Origin of the sequence: Syntrophothermus sp. (genome assembly GCF_013314835.1) — a bacterium.
Taxonomy (GTDB): Bacteria; Bacillota; Syntrophomonadia; order Syntrophomonadales; family Syntrophothermaceae; genus Syntrophothermus; species Syntrophothermus lipocalidus.
In genome coordinates this window covers 1-24705 of record NZ_JABUEX010000031.1, presented here as the reverse complement: position 1 = coordinate 24705, position 24705 = coordinate 1, and the positions used below count along the sequence as shown (strand labels likewise).

The following is a 24705-nucleotide window of genomic DNA, read 5'->3' as shown; positions in this document are numbered from 1 at the left end:
TTTTTATCCCCTTTTAAGTTCTCCGTCCCGGTACGCCCAGAACAGTTCGTCTATCTTCGCTTCTGCCATCAGCCGGTCCCAGGTGTACCGCACCGGCACGACTACCCCCGCCCGCTCCAACTCGCTTGCTAAATATACCGCATGCTCTCTGCTCGACGCCAGCACGATTACCCGGCTGTCTGACGGCGGCAGGTTTCTAAACGCCTGCACTACCGTCATGATGTTGTCCGCCGGCCGCGGAATACATAACGTGAAACTTAACTCTACATCAACAAACGCATAATTAAACCGCGCCGCTATGTAGCCCGGCATTACGCTGTATTCCGGCACTGTTTTGTTTTGACGGAGCATTAAATAAAACCGGTTTGCCGCTGCGTACCGCACCGCCTGCAGCGGGTCCTTTATTTCTTCGTATTCCAGATCGGGAATGAATTTCTTGGCAGTCGGCCCTACTCCGTATACCGTTAAGGCTATGTTGCCCTGGTTATATAACTCATACCGTGTCATAAAGCCTGTCTGTGTTAGGTACTTCAGCCGGTCCTTGTACGCTGTGCTGCCGTGCGGCCAGAACAGGTTCCCAATCACATATGCAGTCATTGCTTTGTGTTTCTCCAGCATCCGCACAATCTGCACGTCCCGCGTCGTGTAGCTGTATATGTTGCTTTTCTTTGTCGCCGGCTGTGCCTTTATCTCATCCGCGTGGTAAAATGGGCTGTCTTTCGTTAGTGTCGCTGTCTGCATCATCCGGTTAGGACAGCCAGCTTATTTTTGCTGGCTGTCCTTTCCCTCCTTTCTCATTATGATACCGGCCGGAGTATCTGGCCGGTCATCCGCTTCTTCTCCGGATTGATCCCTCTAATCCTAACTATTACCTTGTCCCCAACTTTCGGCAAAGCCAGCGCCGGCCACTCGCACAAAACCGATACCCCGCTGTCCAGGTTGACAAATATGCCGCCGCCTGTGTTCGGGTCGTTCAAATACCCAGTCACTACTCCTTTGTATTCCCCGTTCACCCGGTACAGGTCGCTGATGTTCTCCCACGGGTTCTTCATCATTGCTCTCAGCGATGCTGCCACTTTTTTGTTTTCTTTGTCTACCCGGATGATTTTTAACATCAGCTCCTGACCGGGCTTAAACGCTTTGCTCGGCTCTATATAGCCCCACGACAGCTCTTTACGCGGTATCCGCGCCAGCACGCCGCCGATGTCTGCCATTACGCCGCGTTCAGTTACCACTTTCACTTTCGCCGGCCGTACCTGCCCTTCTTCCAGGTTCTCCCATGTTGCCTGCGCTTTCTTCTCCAACGCTTTTGCCCGGTTTATGATCATCAGCCCGTTATCCAAATCCATCTTCTCAATTACAAACTCTATCTGCTTGTCAATAAAGTTCCGCAGGTTCACTTTTGTCGCTGCATAGCTTTGCGGCAGGTACGCTTTGATGCTTCCCACCATTACTATAAGGCAGGTTTCGGTTTTGTCTCCCCCGATGTTTACCTGCTCGACTGCGCTTCCTACACCCTGCAGTACCCATTCTTTCGATTTCGCCTGCTGTAGCTGCGGCTTCAGTTCCTCGTCCTGCTGGGCTTTCCCGCTCCAACCTTCCGGCGCTTGTAGGTTTGCCAATTGTAACAGTTCGCTCATCTTTCGTTCCTCCTTGTTTCTTATAGTTTTATCCCTGCAAAAAACGAGTCGGTCGCCAAATAGTTAGGTTCCTTTTCGTCAGGTGCGTTTCCTTTTTCGGCTGTTTCCCCAGTTTGGGCTTCTTCTGGCGGTTTTTCTTCTGATGTTTCTTCCTGCAGTTCTTTTGGTGTCCTGCTGTCAGGCTGTCCTGCCGCTACTGGTTCAGCCGGTGACGGCTCTCTTTCTTCCTGTACTGGCGGTTCAGGTTGGGGTTCTTCCTCCAGCACTGCCAGGTCCTCTTGCGGTTCTTCACCCTGTTCTTCTTGTTCCGGCTGTTCCGCTTTCAGTCTCGGCACTGTCAAAGGCCGGTGGTCGGGTTCTTTTTCTTCTTCCGCTTTTGCTACTGCTTCCCCTTTTGCTTCTTCTTGGGGTTCGGGTTGCTCTTTCTTTTTCAGCAGCCTCTTGAATATGTCTGCTATTTTGTTCTCTTTCTTCTCTGCCCCAGGGTCTATCCCTAGTTCGTCCAGCCGGTACACTTCCGCTTCCTGTGGAAACATCGCTACCCCGCCCCGGCAGATCCGCACCAGCACCCGGTTTTTCCCGCCTTTCTTAGATATGTCCATGATGTAGGTCGGCGGAAATCGGTGGACTTCTTTTCTATTTACCCGAACCTTTTTGTTTATCCATGGGATCACTTCATACGGGCTGTCGTCGTATGTTACCTCTGCTGTCTGTTTCTCCACTTTCCCAAACATATCCGCAAACAGTTTGGCATCGTCGTAGATTAAATCCCCAAACACTACATGGTTCCGCGCGCAGTTTAAGACGATGTTCCGAAACGTCGCTTTTTCCGTCAGGATCATCTGGTCTGTGCCCTGCGCCGCCATCACTACCGCGTTCCGGAATTCGCGCCCTACTGCTAAACTGCGCTCAAAGTCCGGGTTGACGTACCGCGGAAACTCGTCGATATACAGCACATGCGTCTGGCGCGTGAATTCGTTGCCAGGCCGGGAAAATACCGCGTTCTGCAGGTGCATGATCACGAACTGGCCAAAGGTGTCGCCCAGCTTCTTAAGTGCGCCCATGCTGGTGTTAACAATCAGCACGCTACCCGGCGTCTCCAAGTGGTCCGGCATGAGGACGCTGGAGTTGCCTTGAAACACGTTCCGCAATAGCTGGTTCCCCATTAAGTCCTCCAGCTGCAACCGCAAGCCCATTGCAAATTGATGAAATTTGTTTTTCAACTCCCCAAACACTTCTTTCTCAAAGTAGTAGATCAGGTCTTCGTCCCCGCCCATGTTCTTCAAGTCGATGACGCAGTTTTTCAACGCTTCCTGGTCCCGCAGCACCCGTGCCAGGTCCATCATCGTCAGCTGGTCGCCTCTTAGCGCTTTCAGCAACAGCACCGCGTTTCTGGAGTGCGTTTCCTGCGCCTGCGCAAAGAAGGCGTCCTGTTTCCCAAATGTCGCCCGCAACACCGTCCGCGTACTCTCGGCGACATCGTGCGCCGACCCCTGCAGCGGGTTGAATTTCGCGGTTTCCGGGTCTTCCGGGTCGATCAGCGTCACCTGCTTTATCCCCATTTTACGCGCTATCGCCGCTACTTCCCGTGCCAGGCTCCCTTTCGGCTCTATCAGCGTCAGCGACATCGGCACTCCTGCTGCTATCTTCTCCAAGTCCTGGTATACCATCGGCTTGATCATCCGGCTTGATTTCCCTGTCCCGGTCGGACCGATGATGATCATGTGCAGAAACCGGTCTTCCCCTTCCAGCACTATCGGGTCGCCCTTTAAGTCATATGCAACTATCACCGACGGCCGTTCCGCTCTCTTTGCTTGTGCCTCTTTCGGCAGTTCCGCTTTCTTGAAAAAAAGCATCCTCTCTACCTGCCTTCCTGCTCTGCCCGCGTCTCTACGTTAGACTCAATTTCGTAGACTACGCCTTCCTGGTATTTCTGGTTTTCTTTGTAGATCATCGCTATAACCACTATCGTGTACAGCACTACCAGAGCGCACAACCGCTCAAAGTTCGTGATGGAATGGGCTGTCTCGTTGAATACGCTCAGCTCTTCCTTCGGTATCCCCTGCACCCATTCGTGCAGGTATATCAATAAAATTACGCCGGCGCTGAACAATACCCCTAACCCTGCCGGCCATGCCAGGTCTTCGTTTCGGGTCAGGGCATGGTATAGGTACAATCCCAGACTTGCCACAAACAACGTAAGCGTCAGCCCCCAAAACGGTGACCCGGGAAGCAACAACTGCCAGGAAAAAACAAAAATGCTTGCAACAAGCATCCCTTTTGATAACTTTTTTTGTATCTTCCTGATTTTGAGTTTATTCATCTTCGCCCAGCGCCTGCTTTCTTCTGTGTTTTAATTCCATCTGGCTTTTCGGCAGTCTGCTTTCCCAGTACCGGTTCAGCATTTCCTGCATCTCGGGCGTGAGTTTTATCGTGACGCATTTACCTTTCTTAACCTCTTTTGCCATATACTCAGGCGTTGGGATAATATCGCTTGAAAACTTGATGTGTTCCAAAATGATTTCCCCCTTCCTTCTTATGCCAGCTTTATCAACCCTGTTTGTTCGTTTGCCAGTATCTCGTCCGTCGCTAAGTCTATATACCGCACGCCGCGTTTCGCGCCGGCTATCCCCGATATGTATTCCATGTCCTCACGGTTGGCGCACAGCACATATACCCCCGTCGGCAAACCTACGCTCTGGTTGTTCACCGGGTCGTGCCTCAACACCCGGCTAGGAATGGACGTGTTGCCCGTTGAGTAATCCCAAACGTAGTATACGCCGCTCTTGTCCACCCAGCCCAACCCTGTTGGGTTCGGCTCAAGGCAGACTTCCTTATGCGCTCGCTTCTCAACCAGTATCCGTTCTGTTTTCGCTTTCAGTTCCTCTTTCTCTTCCCCTTTTAGCAAGCGTTTCAACACTTCTACCCCGCGTTCCAAACGCAACACCCGAAAATCCTGCGCCGGGGGGTGGAGAGTGAAATAGTCGCGTGCCTGCTTGTATGGTTCTTCCTGGGTGTAGAGCCAGAGGTAGGTCTTGATCCTGTCGGTGGCTTCGTTTACCAGTGCTGGCAAATTCGCTGTGTGTGTGATCATGTGAAATTCCTCTGCAACGTAGGCTGCTGCGTATGTCCCGTTCGGCAGCTCTGCCAGCATGTGCAGCGGTACGCTCCAGGAGAGGTTCAGCAGTTTCTTCCCTCTGCTTGAGTCGTATATCTTCTCAGGATTGATTGTTCTTTCTTTGATCATTTGCAATATTATCTCGTTTATTGTCAGTCTAGTTTTTGCCTGCTTCGGGGGGAGTGGGCGAAGATAGTCGCTCTCCAGTTCTGCCCCTTTCTCCGCCAGCAAGTTGTACCCTTTCCGCGTTAACTGGTACGCTTTACACATGAGTCGGTGTTTACCGTTAGGCGAATACCCGAAAATGTTTGTTTTTTCTAGATATTCGCTGTTAACCAGTTTCTTTAACCTGTAATGTCCTGTCCTGTCATGTTTGTCTTTTTCCAGTATGTATTCGTTTACCTGAACCCCACTTAAACACCTGCGTTGATATATCGCTTCCAGTATTTTTGTGTCAGTTACGTCTATTATGCTTTTCCTCATCTACTCACCTCCACATTTTTGTTTTTTTGCTCGTCCCCTTCTACTGCACCGTTTAGACTTGCTTCTTTTAACCTGCTACTCCTGCATTCTTTTGTTCACCCACTCATTACCTTCTACTGCGTGGCTTTTTTTGCGAACCGAATTTTTTTATATCCCTTCTTTTTGTCTCGCTATATACCCTGCTAACTTGTATCGCTATTCTAGCAATCGCATTTTTTACCTCCTTGCAGCGTGCATGATTTTATACGCATATCCTTGATACTCCTGATTTTTTGGCTTATATTTATTTCGATCCGACCCATTTCTAAGTTTTGGTTCTGAATATCCTTCGGATCCAAACGCTAAAATTGCCTCGGTTCGCAATTTATTTTTCAACTCGTCAGCGGTGCAAATTCTCCGTGTTGAAATTCCAACATTTGGCAAAAAAGGTGTCTTCATCAGAGATGATCACCTCGGTGCCGGTTTTTGTACTATTAGTGCCTGCCAGGATTAATTTGGCATATTTATAATTATCTTCTTGTATAATTCCGCTGTGTCTCAGTACGTCTATCAGCGGTTTTGCATCGAAGTTGTCTACGTCTTTGTTCACCCGATCAGAAAAATGGTATCTTATGAAAATCACCACGGGCCCGGCATAAAGCGGTCTCCTACTTCGTGGTATAACTCCACTGTCAAAGCCTTTTTTTAAAGCATCTTGTATAAGCATATAATATAAACTGCGCACTTCTTTGTACGCTTTGGTCTTAGGTCCAACACTTGCTTTCGGCGGGCAGGCTTCTATGAATATTCTCAGCGTATTCGTCTCCGGCACATGCGATATTTCCGGCGTATATTTCTCCACTATCTCCGGGCTGGCCAGCCCAGCCGCTATCTCGTCGCGGATTATTCTGTTTAACCTAGCCTGTGCCATAACCAGCAATTCCGCAATGTCTTCCATGTGATCTGCTCTGGTCTTTAGCCTTACCACCAATAATCTCTCCTCCTTTAGAAATCTAAAAAGTCCTGCAACGCATCCAGCAGCCTCGGGTCTATGTCTGGCTCTTTTTCCTGTTCCTTTTTGTTTGCGTCAATATATTCAGCATCCCGCACCACTACCGCACCGTTTTTCAGCATGTCCCGAATTTCTTCTACCGCCAGGCAGATCTCCTGGAGCTTGGTTTCCAGCCCGCCTGTTTTCCGGTACAGATCGAGCGCGGCTATGATTATTTCTTTTTTGTTTTCTTCTTCCCAAATCCAATGATTATCCGGCAGGCGGACAGGCAGCACTCTTGACCCCATCTTTTCCTCCCCTTTCTGTTAGGGTGTATACAGCCCTCAGCCCTTGATAATTCTGGCTTTGAAGCCTATTTTTTTACAAAAGTGTATACAAGGGTTGTATACAGCCTCCAGCCCTTGATACGCCTGGGTTTGCGGGCACAAAATCAGCAAAACTGTATACAGCCTCTCTTTCTTTTTTGAAAGCAGGTGTATACAGTTTTGCGTTTTTAGAGCCTTCCAGCCCAGTATTTTCAAGGCTAAGAGGGTGTATACAGGTAGGTGTATACACTTTATCGATTTTAGAGCCTTCCAGTCCAGTATTTTCAAGGGTTTGAGGGTGTATACAGGCGTTATTTCGCTGCTTCGGCAGTTTTTTCTTGAACCGACTGACCGCCGCTGAGCACAAAAAAGCCTTTGGTGTTTGCCCACTGCGGATCTTCTACTACAACCGCCTGCGGAAAATACTGGTTGAGTTCCTGGGCAAACTCAATCGCCCCGCCGCCGCAAAGGTATATGCCGTCCAGGATGTCTACTTTCTCCGACCAGATTCCCGTTACTGCTTCGGCTATCGCTGCACTTACTTCCTTCTGTGCCTGTTCGATCAGCGGTTTGATGTTTACAGAGCGTCCGCGGAACTTGATTTCGTCTCTTCTCTGCAACCAGTAGTATTGGGCATCATTCAAATTCAAAGGATATCCAGTCAACTGCTGGAACCGGTTGACAAACAGTTTGACCGCTGTTGATGATCCTGTATCTATGGATGTTGCGTAAGACTTGAGCGGTATTATTCGGTTTGGTGTGCATTCAAATAGGTAAAAGTCCGTTGTCCCAAAGCCAATATCTATGCATCCATACAATCCCTGTTCGGGCAGTTTTTTGAGCGAATATATGCTGCCTATTCCTTGCGGCAGCACCTGCACCCGATCGAAGCAGATGTATCGCTCTGGCTCGCCATCTACTGAAACGTAACAGTTTATTACTTTCAGCGCCTTTTCGGTTTCCTCCCGCTGTGTTTTGTAGTACGCAAGTGGCAATCCTACTGCCAGGTCTATCTGTTTGTACCCGCCGACCATATAGGCGGCTGTCAGCATCATTACAATACTTGCTTCTTTTAAGTATTTTTCTTTGGAAAGTATGAGCTGTGCCCCGCGTCCTTCTTTCATTGCCAATTCGCCGACAAACAGTTTCCGCTTGCTGATTTCGCCCGGGCGACGGTACTCAATGATATGCCCATACGCATAGTCTCTGTCCAACCCGTTTTCTTGAGCCGGCGCAATCACCGATGGAAACAAACAACGTTTGGTTTCCGACATCGCTTTGGTAAATCCGTAACCTTGATCAATTGCTATTCTGTAGCCCACGATAATTCCTCCTCGAATAACTTTACTCTGCTTGTTTCGGCTTGCACAACAAAAAGCCCTGGCCGTATTTGACCCCGAGCTTTTTGAGCGCATCGTATTCGTCTATCGTTTCGATCATCTCCGCTATTATATCCACATGCAGTTCCCTAGCCATTTTGACCAGGTGCTTGATCACTATCTGCCTGGTCTGATTTATGTGACAGTTCCTTGTAAGTGCCCCGTCCAGCTTGATGAAGGCCGGCTCAAGTTCTACCAGCGCCGCGATACGGTCATAACCGCTGGCGATGTCGTCGATAGCAAAACGGACACCCATTGCTTTCCAGGCCGCAACCGCCCGGTGAATCATGTCCAGATTTCTCAAGGCATCCTGTTCGCTGATCTCGAATACCAGCCGCTCCGGTGGCACGAATATGAATATGTCTTTGGCATGTTCCAGCAGCTCCGCTAGGGTGCAGGAAAATATGTTGATAAACACCATGCCGTTGTAACGGGATGCAGCTTCGGCGCATGTGAAACAACAGTTAATATCGGCTTGTTTTAGTTTGCCGAATGATTTCGCCCAGTTGAACAGGGTCAGCGGGTTAGAAAAACCGCCCTTGCCCCGGACAAGGTATTCCGCGCCAACCTGACGGCGCCGTTTTCCGAGCAGAAAAATAGGTTGAAAAGACACCGTAAGATCTACATTCATCAAAGCCCCCCTTTCAGGCTGCCTCTTTTTCCTGGAACCAGAGGTATATCTCAATAGCCTCGTAAGCCTCGTACGGCGACAGCACCGGCACAGCTAAAAGCATGTCGTGCAGCGATGTGACGGTCGAGCCGCCTTCAAATATGCGGGGCACGCTCAAAACAACACGCTTTTTAAACTGGCTAACAGTGCGGCCGCTCACCCAGTTGCCCAGTTCCGCAAGCGCGGAACGTGCTATATCGTCGATATGCGGCAAGTCCCGTCCGGTTAGCTTGGCAGCAATATGTAAGGCAACGGCCTGGGTCATTGTGTAGGTGAATATTCCCTGGATATAGCCGTCCACCCTGAATTCGACCGCGAAGTCCTTCAGTTTGACCAGCCCCTGGGCAAGCCAGGGAGTGCCGCGTTTAACATTCCCCAGGACCTGCGCCATCACATCCATCCCGGCGCTTAAAAAGGGGTTAACCAGTTCGGCTTTTAGGGCCTGCATCCCATTACCTCCCTCTCGCAGACAAAAAAGATAAACTACTGCCAATCCTCCCAAGACAATTGCTAGGGCAGGAATGTCCAAAAGCATCTACTCCTTTCTTTAAAACTTGATGTCCTGTGGGGTAATAACCACAACTGGTGGTGTGTTTGGATCTTGCGGTGTTTCGTTTATGATCGGCTTGCTCTGTTGAGTATAATTAATCAATATCTGCTGAGCAGCAGCTACCCAATCCACATTCGCCCCCAGGGCCTCCGAGACAAACCTGAGCGGCACAAATGTCCTGCCTTCGACTATTCTCGGTGCCTTGAGAAGCGTGACCGGCTGGTTGTTGATATAGCCGGTCGGTTTGCCGATCTGCAGGATGACTACTCTATTTTCTTTTGTTGCTGTCACCAGCTGCGTTTCGGCGTCCCACCCAACTTGAGCGCCCAGGGCCTCGAAAATCGCCCGCATAGGGACAAGAGTCGTGCCGTCTTGGATAAAAGGCGGCGGGTCGCAGTTTAATTGCGCACCGTTGACGGTCACACTTACAGCCAGGGCATTCCCTGGCTGCAAGGTAAGGAAAGTTATAAGGAATATGCTAAGCAACTTTGAAAACCTGGACATACTGCACCTCGCTTTCGTTCCCGGCAGCGTCTTTAACCTGTATGCCGATGTCGTTTGGGCCAAAATCAAGCCCTGATACTGTTATAGAAGGGCTTGTTAATGGCGCATAACTCGACCATGAACCACCATTGATGCTGTATCGGTAATAGATTCTTGGAGCAGTTGTATCGGTCGTTACTTGTGAAAAATTATCCTTAACCAAAATGTTGAGTGTTATGCTGGAAGTTGTTGTAGCTGTCGCTCTGTTCCTAGTACTAACCTTAATTTCAGGCGGTGTCGTGTCGACTAAAAAAGTTTTTACTATCGGTTGGCTCCAGACACCGTAAGCATTCTGAAACTTAATATAAACGCCCTTCAGTCCGTCGCCACTTGGTAAGGTAACGTCTTTATTATAAGTACCACCACTCACGTCCTCTGGCGGCGACCAGTTAATCCCATCAAATGAGAAAGACGCCTTTCTCACATTGCTCAAACCAGTGCTCGATATGGTCACCTGCTGTAATTTCGTGCTATACACGTTGCTTAAGCCATTAAACGTAACTGTCGGCGGTGGATTGCTGGGAGCTGCCGAGCCGCTCGGTGCGCTTGCGCTGGTAACTAAAGCAATTTGCGCTGAAATCGTAGTATAGTTAGACTGTGCGTCTTTCAACTGGCAGTATACTGTTTTCCAGCCGTCACCGCTGGTTAACGTCCAATTTTTTACACCGTTATAAATTTCCCAGCTCGACCAATTTGAGCCGTCGTTGGAGAACCGCATCTGGATCTGAGTAGGCTGAGCGAAGTTGTCTGATACCGACAGCATCAGGGTAACATTTGTCGTGTCGGTGGTTGAAGCCCCGTTGTTTATGAGCAGCGTCCCTTTAGGACCTTCTGTGTCGTCCACCAGATAGATAGTAGCAGCCTGCATGGAGCTTTCGTTGCCGGCATTGTCGCGTACTTTTACATAAACCGTCTTTTGTCCAGGTCCAGCAGTAACAGTCCAGTTAACATTCGATGAGAACGACATCCAGGTCCAGGCGGTGTTGTCGTTGGATAGTCCGATCTGAGACAGCCCTGACGCATCGTCCGAAGTGTCCGAGGTGTAGTTGGCTACTAATGGGTCACTCGCAGTTACCTGGACTGTGACCTGGTTGCTGCTGGTTTTGGTGTCACCGTTGTTAATTGTTATTGATGATATTGTGGGTGCCGTAGTGTCTGTCCTGTTGGGCAGCGTGGGCGTTGCTGGGTTGCTCATCGGGGATTCGCCCGAAGCATTGTACGCCGATACCCCGAACCAGTAATTGTTTGCAGAATCATAAGTTGTGCCGACTGTTTTCAGGTACAGCTTGTTTGGGGTATCCCGCAAATCCAGACCGCCCTGGACATGGTTGAACGGGTCGCTGGAAACGGTGTTGTTTCCCTGAGAATCCAGCCAGGATTCTGCAGGGTATATTTTAGCAACCCTAGAATCCCAGGAAGTAGTGTTACCCACATCAAAAGCATAGTAGTCATTGCCAGCAAATACATAAACCTTATATCCCGTTGCTCCTGCTACCGCTGGCCAGTTTAAAACGACATAGCCACGACCTGCTGAGTTAGACCAGGATAAACCTCCTGACTGGAATATTGTTGGTGTATTTGGTTTGGCAGGTGCTGTTATAACAGACCTAACTACTTCTGTTGCTGGAAATGCAAATCCATTATTGGCGTAAAATTTTAGGCGGTAGTAATACGTCGTATTGTCCCCCAAGCCAGTATCAGTAAAACTGGTACTTGAACCTGTAAACGTATAAATATCAGTATAATTAACACCATCTGTACTTCTCTGGAGAATAACGGATTTTAATGGGTTGCCATCAAACGTCGCTGTAATTGTTGCTGACTGATAACCCGGACTAACAGACCAGGATAGCGCATTGTATTTATATCCATTGGCTGTCCAAAGGCAACCGTCCGGTCCTATGGACGAATATCTTGACAGAACAGGTGCCCCCACAGAAGCAAAAGTAGAACCATTCCATTTAAGAGACCCTAGCCAAAACGATCCATCAGGTGCTATTGTTAATTTTATAGGCTCTAAATACCCAACCCAGCTTTCACCAAGCTCAGGAATTGAAAATATTGTTCTATCAGGAATTCTTACAGCTTTTAACCTGTACGTACAACCTTCACCATAGTTCTCCTCTTCATGAACAATGACAAACCCATTACCACTGGCATCTATTGCAAAATCTATTGGAATATATGCAACGACACCAGTATCATAAGCTACACATGAACTGCTAACCAAAGTACCTGCGGTTGTAAACTTATAAAGATAGATACCCGCGTATTTGTCCAAAAAACACACGTAATAATAACCATCTAACCCCATTTTGGCTATTAAATTAACATCACTGGAATTCGCATAATTAGAGATATAAAATAACATCGAAGATGACATTTGTGTCCAAAATGATCCATTAAACACAAAATTTCTATACGAACTGCTGCTTGCCCCGCCAATTAAAACATAACCAGAACTGGGAGGAATAGGTCCTATAGATTTTACTGGTGCAGATGTTGTACATTTATCCACCCAAGACGAGCCATTCCACTGTTTCACTTTACCGTTATAACTTTGGTAAAAATATTTGTCAAACCCCTGAGTGTGATAACCGCCTCCGAAAGGACTTCCCAAATAAGTCCAAGAAGTGCCATCCAAACGATATAAATAACCGCCAAAAAAATATAATTTATTATCACTACCTACATAAAAATCTGATCCCATATAACTATTGTCAACAGGAACACTCGGTGCAGAAGTCCACGTGCCCGCATAGGAACTTTGACTTGTTAGTCCAATACTTAAAATCACTAAAGCACAAATAAGAATCCACTTTAGCCAAGCGTTAATTTTAAATTTAAACTTAATATTTTTTAGCATATTCACCATTAATACCCCCTTCGATAGTTGTTATGTTGTTAAACCTGCAAAACATATGCTATTTTCCAACCACTTTTAACCTGTACTCCAACGACTAATAATTCAACTTCCCGTCTATCAACCAGGGACTTCACCCTTACCACCCGTACCTTACCCTGCTGGTATATCGTCTCCGCCTGCACATCCTCGACCGTGCCCAGGACTTTGCCTTTGCCCAGAACAGGTGCAGATTGTTCATGCAGTCTCCTGGCCGGGCCGACAAGGTATTTCCCTGCCCCGGTATAGTCCCCTTCGCTCAGGGCCTTCGCATAGCCTTCAAATGCTTTCTTGACACCATCCGGACTGCCGGTAAAAAATGTCATGCCCGACAGCTCAGGCTGGCTTTCCCGAAATGCCGCGACTTTCCAGCCGTCTTCGTTTACCAGCTCCGTCGTGTACCAGCCGACATCAACGGAACCGTCAGCCAAAGTCAGTTCCATTTGCACATCTACCTTTGCCCACCCGCGGCCTATAGCTCTGGTCCGACAGCCTATGCTGTCAACTTTTGCCGCCGGCAGGTTTCCTTTGGCCTGGGAAACCTTAAACGCAACTTCTCCTACAGCCAGAGAAGCCGCCCGGTCCACGTCGCCTTCAGCCAGGGCAACAGCAAAATTTTTTGCTGTTTCTTTCGGCGAACCGGCAGCCACCACCGCTTCGCCGTACAACACACCGGCCAGACCTGCAATGGTCAGAAGCAACACTCCAACTGCAATGAATATTTTCTTACTCATTCAATGCCTCCCTATCTTGCTGATACCAGCAGGTGCAGATATGCCGGTATCAGTCTGGTGTACTGCATTTTGCTCCGCCCGCCGGTGCGGTTTAAAAGTTCAAGCGGTATCTCGATAAACCGTTTGTCTCTGAGGCGCATCACAATTTCAGCCTGCACCTCAAAGCCGGTTTTAAGCCCGCGCAGGGTTTTAACTATATCTCCCTTATATGCCCTGTAACCCGACGTGGCATCGTTGACCGGCCAGCGCAGAGCCTTCATCGTCCTGTTGCCCAGTATGCTTAAACCCTGCCGCCATAAAGGAACGCCGACCATCTTACCGCCATTGACGTACCTGGAGGCAATGGCTACATCTGCGCCGTTTATTACCGCCCGGTACAGTTCGGGGATCAGTTTGGGCGGGTGTGTCCCGTCGGCGTCCATCGTGACCACGACTTTCCCTTGGGCCGCTTGAAACCCGGTTTCCAGGCCGGCCCCCAGGCCGCAGTTGTGTCCGTGGCTGATAACCTTCAGTCCCGGGTGTTTGTCTTTCAGTGCTTGAAGTATTTGCTTCGTCCGGTCGGTGCTGCCGTCGTCTACGACGATCAGTTCCCACCTGCTGAACGCATTATTCAGAACAGCAACAACCCCTTCAACAAAACTTTCGATTACCGCTTCTTCGTTGTATGCAGGGGCAACTACGCTTATTTCCATCATTATCCTCCTTTCTGCTTTTCTTCATGTCCCACCCAGTCAGTTGAGTCGAATTCTAAAACCATAACATAACTCCTCCGTAAAATATTAATAGGGCCATCACAATAACAACAACAGGCTCGAAAAGAAGGCTGCATATTAAAAAGGGCAATCCCCAGGCCATACTGAAAACAGCTACGGTTTTTTGGAAGTTCAAATGCCAGTAGTTTTTTGCGATAATAGATAGTATCAAGGCTGTAACAATCATTGTGGAGTGTATGATATGCCAAAATTCATGGTATTTTTGAAAAATTTCATTATTGTTCCTTTGCTTGTTCTTGGCTTTTTCGCTAAAAATTACCAAATCTTTCCTGGTTCTCCTTTCTACTTTGCTAACATCCACACACCTATACCCACTGCAACTATTCCGGTTATCTGCATCGCGGTCAGCGTTTCGCCGCGCAAAACCCAACCGGCGACCGCCACCAGCGCGTAGGTCAACCCTGCCGCCGGTACCGCCACGCTAACCGGGCGTACTGCCAGCCAGGGCAGGAATAATAAAAAACTCAAAAAATAGCAAAAAACCCCTCCGATAATGAAGGGATCAAACAAAGCGGAGAGATTAACTCCCGCCCGGGTCACGCCCGCTTTTGTGATCAGATGGCCCGCCGTACCCAATATGATCGACGCGGCCAGGTATATGTAGGGAATAAGTGCTCACCAACCTTCCTCGAATTAATTAATTGCCGGCTTCGGGGCCTTATTTCGCCCGTAGTTCCAGCCGTCTCTGATTTCTTCATAGAAAACCCCGCTCTGGCTGGCCCGCTTGATTGATATTTCTTTAATCCCGAACGCGCCTAAAATATCGGTTTTGAATTTTCCGCCGGCTGTTACCACTACCGACGGATAGTGCGGGCTGTCCGGATTGCTGTAAGCGGTCACGCTGGTTGTTGTCGGTTCCAGCATTGAGGGCCAGTTTTCTTCCAGCATGTCCCTGGCAGCGCTTTGTTCCGCGCCGGTGAAAACCAGCGTTCGTTCTCTCAGGCCGATAAGTTTGTCGCATTTGTTCTCTTTCCATTTTTGCTTACCAATGATGTCCGATTCGTACCCGCTCCGGTCTTCAAGATAAGGACGCAGAGCGCATGTCTCGTAACATGAATTTTCATCGCATACTGTCTGTATGTAACCCGGCTGGACTGCCGCTGTGACTCTTCTGTCCGTCTGGCCTGCCCCGGCAAGCGACGCCGCGTCGACAGCCGTCCGGAGCTGTTCCCTGGCTGCCCAGGCCCGCCCGAAATCAAGCGCAGCTCCGGCCAAAAGCAAAAACAGCGTTATGAATAAGCAGGTCGCCAGCAGGATTACTCCGCGCTGGTCTGTTAATAAGCTGTTTCTGCGATAAAAGTCCCTTCGTTTTTCATGTAAACTGCCTTTGACGTTAAAGGTATCCATTCTCCGCCTCCTATCATCCTGGCTATTGCCGGAAACACCGCCGGTTCTTTATACGCAACAATTACTTCTATGCGGTTGCCCTGGCTTCTGATGGTGATGTCTTCGTCCTTCAGGGCTTTGAACACCTGTTTGGCCTGCTGTCTGGCTTCGTATTCGCTGTCCGTCCTGTCCGGGTCGCCGCTTAAAATCGCCATCGTCCGCGCGGCTTCCCTGGCCGCGGCTGCCGTCAGCACTTTGTCCCGGACGGCCATGCCCAGGTTTACTGTGCAGAGCAGTACGGCTATAATCAGCATCGACGACACCACAAACTCCAGCAGCACTGTCCCCCTCTGGTCGTTCATTCGCCACCACCTCCATACCAGGCCCCGAGCGTCCATTCAGGCGTTCTTTTTTCGACGTACAGCCGGTGCCTGGCTTCAACGTAGTGAGTGGTGTTCAGTTCCTGGTGATAAGTTGAACTCCACGGACTGCCGCCGAGCAGAGCGGCAAACCCCGGGACCAGGACCGGTGTTTCTACCCACCCTTTCATGCTCACGTCGGCTTTTCCCTGTTTCACAATACCCGCACTGAACCCCATTTCGTTTCCCAGCGCGCAGATCTTTAAAAATTCCCTGCCCTTGATAGTCGCCGTGCTGGAGTCTGCGGTTACGCCCAGCACTCTCCCCGCTTCCCTGGTCGCCTCGCGGAGCGCGGTGTCGTTGATGAACAGCACGGATATGTTCAGAACCGCCAGCACAAAAAACAGAAACAGCGGCGCTATCAGGGCAAATTCCAGCATGGCGCTGCCCGACTGGTCTTTTGTCAGTTGCAAATTATCACCCCCAAAAAAACAAAAGCCAGACATATTTGTCTGGCCTATCTGTTTAGCTGATAATCTCCACTTCCGTCCCGCTTTCCACTGTCGGCGGCTGGGCCAGTGTCTTCACCTTCACCATCACGCTTTTCTGATTGTTTGACGGGTCGGAATCCTGGCCGTCCAGCACCCAGATCGACGCGGTGTAGGTGAAGCTGCCTGCTTTGGTGAATTTCACCGGCGCGATCAACCGGCAGGTCCCGTTCCTGCCCAGGGTCGTCGTTTTCTGCTTGCTGGCGCCCGGGCCGCTGATTTCCAGCTGCACCGTCACTGTCTCAGGCCCCTGGTCGTCGCGGGCAAAGTCAGCGATGATGTAGCTGTCGTCGCCTGCGTAAGGATACGGATTTGCCGGCTTAATGCTGACCACCCTGGCGTCTGTCGCCAGCGGCCTCACTTCGACGGTTTTCTGCAGGATGTTGTCGCTGTTGTCGGTTTCGGCGTATTTATCTTCGATCGGCGCAATGTCGATGTAGGCCGTCAAAGTCCTTGACCCTTCAGGCGGCGCTGATACGGTTGAGTCAAGCTGGACCGTCTGGCCCGGTTCCATGTGGGTGATGTACTGCACTTCCTGGCCGCTTGAGTCCCAAAGTTTCGCCCGCCACTGGTCGTTGAACAGGGCTACCGGGACGTTGTCAAGCGGTACGGTACTGTCGTTCTTGAAGTAGACGCTCACGTTGTACCGCTCGTTTGGGTTGGCCTGGCGGCCGTCTACGCTGGTCTCGATTGAGACTACCGTTAAGTTGACCGGCGCGGGCTTCACCTGGGACGACATGATATTGTTCGCGAAGTTTTCTTCCACCCATTTGCCCCCGGGCGGGACAAGTTTTATGCCGTCTTTATCAATCAGGTCAAAGTCTTCGGTCTCAGGTCCGGGCAGGCTGTACCGATTGTATTCGGTCTGGTTAAACCAGTCTGCCCGGTGGACAACTGCCACAATCTGCTCGTCCTGGCTGGCGGCGGCTTTGTATTGGCCCTGGAGCGTTATGCTCTGGAATGGGCCGAAGTTCACCACCTGGGAAGCGATCCGTTCCATCTGACCGTTTGCCCGATGGAACAGTTCCACCAGCACGTTCTCCGTACCCATTGGGTAGTTCAGATAAAATTCCGCGGAAGCGGTGTACTCCTGCCCGGCTTTCAGTTCGGCAGTCACGCCGTTTGAGACGGTTTTTACTTGAAAATCAGGAGGCAGAAACTCGTATGTCCCGTAGCCGCCAGGCGCCAGCCCGGGGTCGTCAGGGTAGTACAGCTTGATCCCGGCTGCCCGGTCGGCTTCGATCTGGCTGCTGGGAAGCAGTCGAATTTCGTTTTCAGGCAGCTGTTTCCGTTCAGTTTCCCCGGCTTTGGTTTTCCCCTGGATGTATTCTACCCGCAAGAAAGGAGCCTGGACTTCGTTCCAGGCTTTCCAAAGGTTGTACTGGTTGTTTGAGTATGGTATCACGTCGCTGTTAGCTTGCAGGAATTTCTCCAGCAGTTCCCCCTGCTGGCGTGACTGGACGGTTTCCTGATAAACCGCCAGCTTGCCGTCTTTGGGATTGGTGCCCCAAACGCAAGCCGCAGCGTACTCACCATGTTTATTATCAGTTGGAAACACAAACTGCAACGGCACGTAGCCCTGCTTGGCGTAGCCAGGGCCGAAGGGTGAAGAATCACTTCCTGCATCTTCTGCTAGAACCGGTAAGCAAAATGCAAAAATCAATAAAGAAACTATCAGCAAAGATACGATCCTTTTCAAGATAACACCCCTATCCTAAAGCTCAAGAGTTTTAACAAATATATTGCCTTTTTTAACCGCTTCACCTTTTGGTTCTTTACCAAAAAGGTTCACTACAGTTCCGCTGACCGGCCAACCACCGATAAATCCTCCACCATTGGAAATATACATGGTTTCGGTATCCGGTCTTACTTCAGTCCGCATGTAGCAGCTTCCCCAGGCGTATTTTTCGCCTGCATAGAGGATCATGTAGGCTTCGGCGTTGCTGTTTTCCGACCCGCGCACGATTATCCCGCCGCGCTCGGCATCATACAAGATCGCTTCGTCCGGAATACTCCAGAGTTTGAAGTATTCTAAAGCGTTCAACATCCAGCCGCCGTTGTAGCTGATCTGGGCGGGAGTAGGAGTGGCAACTTCCTTTGTGGTGCCGTCCATGTAGGTTACCGTCGCTGTCGGCTTGTCGTTGACGGTCACAACCTTTTTGACGGTCTGCTTGTACCTTGCAGGCGCGACTTTCCAGGTCTCGACGGTGATGGACTGGTCATCTGGATCCCAGAACACCAGCGCGCCCAACCCCTGGGCAGCAGCACGGTACGGAATCATCGTCCGGTCGTTCACGATTCGCGGCACAGCGTCCAGCTGGGAACGGCCCTTCTGGGTCTCCAGCACATCGCTGTCTATCCAGACCTGGACGGCGTTAACGTATCCGGAGGCGTCTTCTCTCAGGATTTCAACCGACTGGGTTTTCTCATGCCAGACGATGTTCTTCTCGGGAATCCCCAGACTGTAGGCCAGATACCGGAAAGGAATCATTGTTCGGTCCGTGGCAGGGTCAATATAAGGCGCTACGTCCATTTCATACCGCTGGCCGTTAACTTCGTAGTATTTCTCACCAATCCAGAACTTGGAGACAATAACCTTATCCGTTTGATCAGGTGTGACCACCGCCTGCGCGGGTTGCGCGGGTACAGACAGGGTAACAACGAACAGCAGTAATAACGTGACAAATAAAGTTTTTCTCACCATAAAAATCCTCCTTTCAAATTTGACATATTGAAAGCGGCCTACCCTGACCGCTGTTGCAAAATCCTTATCTGCGCTTCGTGCTCGCCGTACATCCCGAACAAGGTTTTATTGATAGCTTTCTGTTCCTTGAAACCGTAAGATATCTGGTTAGACAATTCGTTGAACCTCTCCTGCATTGTTTCTTGAATCTGGTCGAGTTTGTCTTCGTGTACCGAACGGGCGTCGAACAGCGCGCGTACCTTTTCGATTACTTCGTTTTCCATTCGGGCCTCAAGCCTTGACAGGTCTCTTTCTATATTGTCCAGCCGTTCATTGACGCTTTTCAGTTCCTCCCGAATGGTTTCTTTCAACAGAGCGGCCAGTTCATTAGCGTCCATACTCATCCTCTCCTTTCTGGACTTCTCGACGTGGAAGTTAAAAAACTCTAAACAGTCCTGCCTGATAGATAAAGCAGCCAGCCACCAGGCACGCCCCGAACGGCACCGCGTATCGCGGAGTCTCTTCTTCCGGCAGCTTTTCCAGGGCGCTGAAGCTCTTTATGCCCGGAACCAGCCCGAAATGGAACGACGCAAGCGCCAGATACCACCCCCTCAGCTTCTCTTTAATTTTCCCATATCTGGCAAGCAGAAGCAACCCCCAGGGAATCCCGACCAGGCAGGCTAAAAAGACGATGTTCAGGAACGGGATTATCCCCAGCCAGGCGCCGATCGCCGCCCCCAGCTTGACGTCCCCGCCGCCCATTCCTCCTGCGGCGAACGCGATATACCCCAGCAGGAAAGCGGCGGCAAACCCGGTTAAGCTCTGCTTCCACGTTCCCAGATAAATGTTGTATCCCATACCGGCAAGCGCCAGCGGGATCGTGATTGAGTTGTAAATCATCCTTTCTTTGATGTCGGTGAAAGCGCAGTAAATTAACGCTGTATTGAACAAATACTCCAAATTTTCACCCCCCAAAAAAAAAAAAGAAACCCCTTTATCAGGGGTTTTAATTGTAGGATTTGAACTTCTGGTCGATATTCTGAAAGCGGTCGTTGACCGTCCCGCTCAGCATCGTCACGGCCCCCCAGATGGCTATGAGCAAAAGTACGCCAAGTCCGACGTACTCCAGCAGAGTCGGGCCGCTTTCGTCCCTGAGCAGTTTTTTAAGGGTTTCCATAAAACCAGCTCCTTTCTTAACCTGCAAGCGTTCTTTTCAACTGTTCAATCGCCGGGTACGCCAGCATCACCAGCAGCGGCATGACGATGAAGACCAGCATCGGGAACACCATCTTCACCGCCGCTTCGCCGGCTTTCTTTTCGGCTTCCAGCCGCCTCAAAAGCCTGGTCTGGGCCGCGTATTCCTTCACTGCCTGACCGATGGGAGTGCCGTATTTGCTGGCCTGAATCACTGTGTCAATCAGGCGCTGCATTTCTTCGACACCGCACCGGTCGGCCATGTTCTGCAAAGCATCGGACAGCCTGGCGCCGGCCATGACCTCCTGCGCCGCTTTCGCCACTTCTTTCCCGATCTCGCCGCCGAACCTGGCCGCGCTCAAATTCAACGCCGTCTGGACGTTTCCGCCGCCGGCTTCGAGCGCGGTCGCAAAAAACATCCCGAAGTCAGGCATCGCTCTGGAGATGCACTCCTGCCTCTTTTTCGCTTTGTGATCCAGCACCAAATCGGGCAGAAAGTACCCGATTCCAACCAGAACCGCTGTCCACAGAAACTCGCCGCCCAGAAGCCCGGCCGCAAACAAACCGGCGGCAGTCCCGGCAAGCCCCAGCAGGATTTTCACCGCCAGAAACTCCTGCGGCTCCCAGCCGATTCCGGCCTGGTCGAGCTTTTTCTTTGTTTTTATGCGCACGTTTTCAGGGTAAATAACTGTCGCGGCGGGCATCACCGCCAGCAGTCCTTTGGCCAGGACTTTTTCCGCGTTGAACTCGCGCGGCAGCCGGGCGAACCGGTCCTGGCGCCGCATGTCCCAGCCCAGGACGGCGCATAAAACGGCAGCCGCGGCCAGCATGCCTATTCCTGTCGCATTAATACTATCGCCCCCTTTCTAGATGTCTTCCGCCGCCGCGATTTGCTTTAAGAAAAACCAGCCGGCTATGATCATCACAGAGCACACCGCAAACACTTTGATTCCCGCAGAAGTGTTGAACAGCGGCCACATGTACACAGGCGACATTTTCCGCATCGCCGCTACAGTCAAAAACGGGAGGACCGTCAGCACGTTGGCGGTTAATCTGCCTTCCGACGTGGCCGCGGCGACCCTGGCCCGGTAGCTCTGCCTGTCTCTGATGTTGTCTGCGATCCGGTCGAACACTTCGGCCAGGTTGCCGCCGACCTGCATGTGCAGGGCCACCGACGACGCCATCAGCTCCATGTCGCGGGAGTCTACCATCCCGGCGGCGGTTTCCACGGCCCGGGTCAACGAGAAACCGGCGCTGGCCAGCCGGACCGCTTCCTGCAGGACTTCGCCGGCCGGCGGTTCCGCTGTCTTCGCGGCTTCCGCGACGGCCTGCCCGACAGACATCCCGGCCCGCATCGCCGACGCCATCTTTCTCAAACACTGTTCAAACTGCATCTCGAACGCTTCCCGGCGGCCCTGAACCAGCCTTTTGACATAAGCATAAGGCGCAAGCAAGCCGGCCGCCAGACCGATCAGTGCAAACTCCTTCCGGCCGGTGACCGCCAGGCCGAACCCGGCGCCGACCAGACAGCCAGTTACCGCTGCAGCAACCAGATGGGCCGGCTTGATTTTCAACCCGGCTTTTTCGGCTGTTTTCTGCAATGGGGTGAATATGTTATTGTCTTTAGGGGTTTTGGTCTGCCGCAGCCTGACCATCAGCCAGTTCGTTTCCCGGCGGCGCGCCCGCCAGCCGAGAGCGCCGAACAATACCGCGCAGAACGCCAGCAGTCCTATCAGCAGGTGAATTTTTGAAATGTCAGCAAGCATTTTATCCCCCCAGTGGCGCCAGCACCGCCAGTATTTTGCCGCCCGTGATCGCCTGCGCCGCCTGCAAAGCCTGGTCGGGCGTCAGCCCCACCGTGACGGAGGCATCTCTGTTTTCTTCCGACGCGCTGACCGCTATTACCGGCGCTTTTTCGGCAATCACTTTCAGGGCTTTTCCCTGGTCGATGACGGCGATCACGTCAAGGCGGTCGCCTTCTTCAATTTTCAGTCCTTTCGTGGCTTCTGCGGGCAGCGCCACCGCCCTGAGCGACGGGTCGGTTTGCGTCAATTTTGCCGCAACGGTGCCGCCGCTTTTGAGTTCGGAAACGTGGGAGTTCCGGATCGGGTCGCCGGCGGCGACGCTGGTCTGAATGTGTTTGCCGACAACGCTCTCGAAATCGGTCACTCTGTCGGACGGCAGCGCGGCTGGCGGCATTTTGCGGACCGCCAGGTTGTCGTAGTCCAGCTTCATGCCCGGGGCCAAATTTTTGCCGGCGACCAGCACCGGCACCGACGGGACGGCCGCTTTCACTCCGGCGTACGCAAGGAATCCGGCTGCCGCGGCGCAGATGACTGCAAAAATTAAGAATAAAATGCCTGTTTGTTTCAGTTGTATCCCCTCCTATGTGCAGTTTTTGAGCATATCCAACAGCCTTTTGAACGGCGCGAAAATCCCTCCCAGCATTATCATTGTCCCAATGTTTTTGGCGCAGTACCCGCCGGCAGTGATGATAACGGCAAGCATTATGACCTGGGCCATTATGTCGGCGGCCATAACCCCTATTCCCATCGCTACCAGCAAACACCAAATGAGAGTGCGCCCTGAGACCAAAAAAATGACAAGCAGGACCAGCCAGAACCCGGTCCCCAGCAGCAAACGAAAAGCATCCAGGTCAATTACGGAGTACGGTTTGAACATGCGGGACACTTACCTGTTAACCGGCCGAAGCCTTCCGGGTGTTGTACAGTTCTACCTGCTGCCGCAGGTTGTCCCAGAAGTCAGGGTCATTTGAGTATGCGAAACACCGGCCTGTTTTCCCAAGCAGGTTTTTGAGCACCAGGCATTCCTGCACTTTTCCGTTTTTGCCGCGTTTGGCCTTAACGCAGGAGCTACACAGCTGTTCTGCGGGCATTTTCTCCCATCCTTTCCTACTTAATATTGAACCTGGATTCCCTGCCAGGCCAGCTTTTCCCTGCGGGCAAACTCTCTGGCTGTCCTGACCCAGGTGTCTTTTTCACGGTCGTACCGGTACAAATAATTCACGGCCACAACCAGCCGGCCGTTGACGACTTCTGTCCCGACCACTTCGACAATGTGGTCCAGCCTCCTGCGGCCGGTGCGGTCTTTACATATCTGCGCCACCAGATCCACGCTGCCGGCGATCTGGCCGATGATCGCTTCGTAGGGAAGCCCCATGTCCGCCATCTGGACCATGTTCACCAGGCGGGAGTTCAAAGCCTCTTCCGCGGAGTTGGCGTGCAGGGTGGTCATCGAGCCGTCGTGCCCCGTGTTCATCGCCTGCAGCATGTCGAACGCTTCCCCGCGCCGCACTTCGCCGACGATGATCCTTTTCGGCGCGGCCCGCAGCGCGTCGGCCATCAGGTCGCGCTGGGTGATCTCGCCGTAACCTTCCACGCCGGCCGGCCTCGCCTCCCACCGCCTCACGTTCGGGTGGTTGAGCTGAAGCTCCGCCGGGTCTTCGATGGTGATGATCGATTCGTCTTCCGGGATGAACCCGGCCATGACGTTCAACACAGTGGTCTTTCCCGACGACGTGCCGCCGGAACAGATCAGGTTCAGCCGTCCCCTGACGCACTTTGCCAGGAAGTCAAGGGTTTCTTCGTTGAACATCCTGGAACGGATCAGGTCTTCTGCAGTCAATCCTTTTTTGAACCGCCGGACTGAAAAGGTCGTCCCTTCCACCGCCACCGGCGGGATGTGGGCCATCAACCGGGAACCGTCAGGCAGTCTGGCCGACACTCGCGGGCTGGCCAGATCAATCCGCCGGCCGGTGGGCGCAAGCATGCGTTCTAAAATGTCCCGGCAGTGCTGTTCGTCCCTGAATGTCACTTCCGCTTTTGTTTCTTTGCCGTGTTTTTCGATCATGATGCAGTCGTAGCGGTTGACCTTGATCTCCGTCACTTCCGGGTCGTTGAAGTACGGCTCCAGCGGACCATAGCCCAGCAGGTCGCTCACGATCTCTTCGGCTACCGCGATCTGCGTGGGGCGGGGCATGTCTATGTCGCTGTCCATGAGTATCTGGAGCACCAGGCTTCTGGCCCGCTGGCGCACTTCGGGGCTGCGCGGGTCCATTATGCTATGCTGGAACAGTTCCTGGATCCTCTTCTGGGCGATCTTCCGCACTTCGTTGAGCGATGTGTCCAGGTTCGGAGAATATGTCGGCTGCCCGCCCTGGGTCTTCTGCAGGCGGTTGATCAGGCTGCTGCGCGGTGGAGTGAAGTTCATCCGCATTCCCCCTTTCCTGTTAAATTGCGCGGACGCGCGTCCGCATAATAAAAACAGCCCGGCGTTCAAGCCAGGGCTGCCTGCATATCCTGCATATTATTCCCATTCCAGGGTGTGTTTTCAAGTTATGTAAAGCTTTACATAACGGGAAATTATGCAAAGTAATTGCTTATGTCAAGTTGATGGGCACAAACAAGCAATGAGCCTATTTATGCCCTATTTACTTGACATAAATAAGAGGCTATTGGCAGATCTTCTGTAACCAGCTCAGCAGGTC

31 protein-coding genes are annotated in these 24705 nt (G+C 51.5%); all 31 read right to left on the bottom strand.

Annotated features, from left to right (window positions below; genetic code table 11):
* Positions 1–3: 3 nt before the first annotated feature.
* The 31 genes from HPY90_RS10265 to HPY90_RS10115 all read right to left on the bottom strand — a co-directional run bounded on the left by HPY90_RS10265 (position 4) and on the right by HPY90_RS10115 (position 24428).
* Entirely contained in the window at positions 4–744 is a 741-nt protein-coding gene (locus tag HPY90_RS10265; RefSeq protein WP_287194229.1) for a hypothetical protein, read from the bottom strand.
* Positions 745–797: 53 nt separating this feature from the next.
* Positions 798–1640, bottom strand: coding sequence for a S1 RNA-binding domain-containing protein (locus tag HPY90_RS10260; protein WP_287194227.1), 843 nt, complete (start codon positions 1638–1640; stop codon positions 798–800).
* Positions 1641–1660: 20 nt separating this feature from the next.
* Entirely contained in the window at positions 1661–3496 is a 1836-nt protein-coding gene (locus tag HPY90_RS10255) for a type IV secretory system conjugative DNA transfer family protein (protein WP_287194225.1), read from the bottom strand.
* A gap of 5 nt (positions 3497–3501) precedes the next feature.
* Entirely contained in the window at positions 3502–3963 is a 462-nt protein-coding gene (locus HPY90_RS10250; RefSeq protein ID WP_287194223.1) for a hypothetical protein, read from the bottom strand.
* Positions 3956–4156 carry a hypothetical protein gene (locus tag HPY90_RS10245; protein WP_287194221.1) on the bottom strand — a complete coding sequence of 67 codons (201 nt, stop codon included), beginning with the start codon at positions 4154–4156 and terminating at the stop codon, positions 3956–3958. The genes HPY90_RS10250 and HPY90_RS10245 overlap by 8 nt, the downstream gene beginning before the upstream one ends.
* A 20-nt stretch (positions 4157–4176) precedes the next feature.
* Entirely contained in the window at positions 4177–5241 is a 1065-nt protein-coding gene (locus HPY90_RS10240) for a hypothetical protein (RefSeq protein ID WP_287194219.1), read from the bottom strand.
* A gap of 379 nt (positions 5242–5620) precedes the next feature.
* Positions 5621–6211, bottom strand: coding sequence for a hypothetical protein (locus HPY90_RS10235; RefSeq protein WP_287194217.1), 591 nt, complete (start codon positions 6209–6211; stop codon positions 5621–5623).
* Between the two features lie 14 nt (positions 6212–6225).
* Entirely contained in the window at positions 6226–6519 is a 294-nt protein-coding gene (locus tag HPY90_RS10230; RefSeq protein ID WP_287194215.1) for a hypothetical protein, read from the bottom strand.
* Positions 6520–6848: 329 nt separating this feature from the next.
* Positions 6849–7859 carry a ParM/StbA family protein gene (locus HPY90_RS10225; protein ID WP_287194213.1) on the bottom strand — a complete coding sequence of 337 codons (1011 nt, stop codon included), beginning with the start codon at positions 7857–7859 and terminating at the stop codon, positions 6849–6851.
* Between the two features lie 22 nt (positions 7860–7881).
* Positions 7882–8547, bottom strand: a complete 666-nt coding sequence (locus tag HPY90_RS10220) for an EAL domain-containing protein (protein ID WP_287194211.1) — start codon at positions 8545–8547, stop codon at positions 7882–7884.
* Between the two features lie 13 nt (positions 8548–8560).
* Positions 8561–9115 carry a chemotaxis protein CheX gene (locus HPY90_RS10215; RefSeq protein ID WP_287194209.1) on the bottom strand — a complete coding sequence of 185 codons (555 nt, stop codon included), beginning with the start codon at positions 9113–9115 and terminating at the stop codon, positions 8561–8563.
* A gap of 18 nt (positions 9116–9133) precedes the next feature.
* A complete protein-coding gene (locus HPY90_RS10210; protein ID WP_287194207.1) occupies positions 9134–9640 on the bottom strand; it encodes a copper amine oxidase N-terminal domain-containing protein in 507 nt (168 codons plus the stop codon).
* Positions 9615–12554 carry a fibronectin type III domain-containing protein gene (locus tag HPY90_RS10205; RefSeq protein ID WP_287194205.1) on the bottom strand — a complete coding sequence of 980 codons (2940 nt, stop codon included), beginning with the start codon at positions 12552–12554 and terminating at the stop codon, positions 9615–9617. The genes HPY90_RS10210 and HPY90_RS10205 overlap by 26 nt, the downstream gene beginning before the upstream one ends.
* Positions 12555–12583: 29 nt before the next feature.
* On the bottom strand, positions 12584–13315 hold the full coding sequence (locus HPY90_RS10200; protein ID WP_287194203.1) for a nuclear transport factor 2 family protein: 732 nt from the start codon (positions 13313–13315) through the stop codon (positions 12584–12586).
* A gap of 11 nt (positions 13316–13326) precedes the next feature.
* On the bottom strand, positions 13327–14010 hold the full coding sequence (locus HPY90_RS10195; RefSeq protein WP_287194201.1) for a glycosyltransferase family 2 protein: 684 nt from the start codon (positions 14008–14010) through the stop codon (positions 13327–13329).
* A gap of 52 nt (positions 14011–14062) precedes the next feature.
* A complete protein-coding gene (locus tag HPY90_RS10190; RefSeq protein ID WP_287194199.1) occupies positions 14063–14389 on the bottom strand; it encodes a hypothetical protein in 327 nt (108 codons plus the stop codon).
* Positions 14371–14628 carry an EamA family transporter gene (locus HPY90_RS10185; RefSeq protein WP_287194198.1) on the bottom strand — a complete coding sequence of 86 codons (258 nt, stop codon included), beginning with the start codon at positions 14626–14628 and terminating at the stop codon, positions 14371–14373. Before HPY90_RS10185 ends, HPY90_RS10190 begins: the two co-directional genes overlap by 19 nt.
* Positions 14629–14721: 93 nt before the next feature.
* A complete protein-coding gene (locus HPY90_RS10180; RefSeq protein WP_287194196.1) occupies positions 14722–15435 on the bottom strand; it encodes a Tad domain-containing protein in 714 nt (237 codons plus the stop codon).
* A complete protein-coding gene (locus HPY90_RS10175; protein ID WP_287194194.1) occupies positions 15363–15776 on the bottom strand; it encodes a TadE/TadG family type IV pilus assembly protein in 414 nt (137 codons plus the stop codon). The genes HPY90_RS10180 and HPY90_RS10175 overlap by 73 nt, the downstream gene beginning before the upstream one ends.
* Entirely contained in the window at positions 15773–16246 is a 474-nt protein-coding gene (locus HPY90_RS10170) for a TadE/TadG family type IV pilus assembly protein (RefSeq protein ID WP_287194193.1), read from the bottom strand. The genes HPY90_RS10175 and HPY90_RS10170 overlap by 4 nt, the downstream gene beginning before the upstream one ends.
* Before the next feature lie 52 nt (positions 16247–16298).
* Positions 16299–18020, bottom strand: coding sequence for a hypothetical protein (locus HPY90_RS10165; RefSeq protein WP_287194191.1), 1722 nt, complete (start codon positions 18018–18020; stop codon positions 16299–16301).
* Positions 18021–18035: 15 nt separating this feature from the next.
* Complete coding sequence (locus HPY90_RS10160; RefSeq protein ID WP_287194189.1) at positions 18036–19025, bottom strand: stalk domain-containing protein; 990 nt, start codon at positions 19023–19025, stop codon at positions 18036–18038.
* Positions 19026–19063: 38 nt separating this feature from the next.
* On the bottom strand, positions 19064–19402 hold the full coding sequence (locus HPY90_RS10155; RefSeq protein WP_287194188.1) for a hypothetical protein: 339 nt from the start codon (positions 19400–19402) through the stop codon (positions 19064–19066).
* A gap of 37 nt (positions 19403–19439) precedes the next feature.
* Complete coding sequence (locus HPY90_RS10150) at positions 19440–19964, bottom strand: prepilin peptidase (RefSeq protein WP_287194186.1); 525 nt, start codon at positions 19962–19964, stop codon at positions 19440–19442.
* Positions 19965–20010: 46 nt separating this feature from the next.
* The gene (locus tag HPY90_RS10145) at positions 20011–20181 is read right to left on the bottom strand and encodes a Flp family type IVb pilin (RefSeq protein WP_287194184.1); all 171 of its coding nucleotides are present in this window, start codon (positions 20179–20181) and stop codon (positions 20011–20013) included.
* Positions 20182–20197: 16 nt separating this feature from the next.
* On the bottom strand, positions 20198–21028 hold the full coding sequence (locus HPY90_RS10140; protein ID WP_287194182.1) for a type II secretion system F family protein: 831 nt from the start codon (positions 21026–21028) through the stop codon (positions 20198–20200).
* A 36-nt stretch (positions 21029–21064) separates the two neighbouring features.
* Entirely contained in the window at positions 21065–21964 is a 900-nt protein-coding gene (locus tag HPY90_RS10135) for a type II secretion system F family protein (RefSeq protein ID WP_287194180.1), read from the bottom strand.
* Position 21965: 1 nt separating this feature from the next.
* A complete protein-coding gene (cpaB, locus tag HPY90_RS10130; RefSeq protein WP_287194243.1) occupies positions 21966–22544 on the bottom strand; it encodes a Flp pilus assembly protein CpaB in 579 nt (192 codons plus the stop codon).
* Positions 22545–22583: 39 nt separating this feature from the next.
* On the bottom strand, positions 22584–22880 hold the full coding sequence (locus tag HPY90_RS10125) for a hypothetical protein (protein WP_287194179.1): 297 nt from the start codon (positions 22878–22880) through the stop codon (positions 22584–22586).
* A gap of 16 nt (positions 22881–22896) precedes the next feature.
* On the bottom strand, positions 22897–23094 hold the full coding sequence (locus HPY90_RS10120; protein WP_287194178.1) for a hypothetical protein: 198 nt from the start codon (positions 23092–23094) through the stop codon (positions 22897–22899).
* A 20-nt stretch (positions 23095–23114) separates the two neighbouring features.
* Complete coding sequence (locus HPY90_RS10115) at positions 23115–24428, bottom strand: TadA family conjugal transfer-associated ATPase (RefSeq protein ID WP_287194177.1); 1314 nt, start codon at positions 24426–24428, stop codon at positions 23115–23117.
* Positions 24429–24705 lie beyond the last annotated feature (277 nt).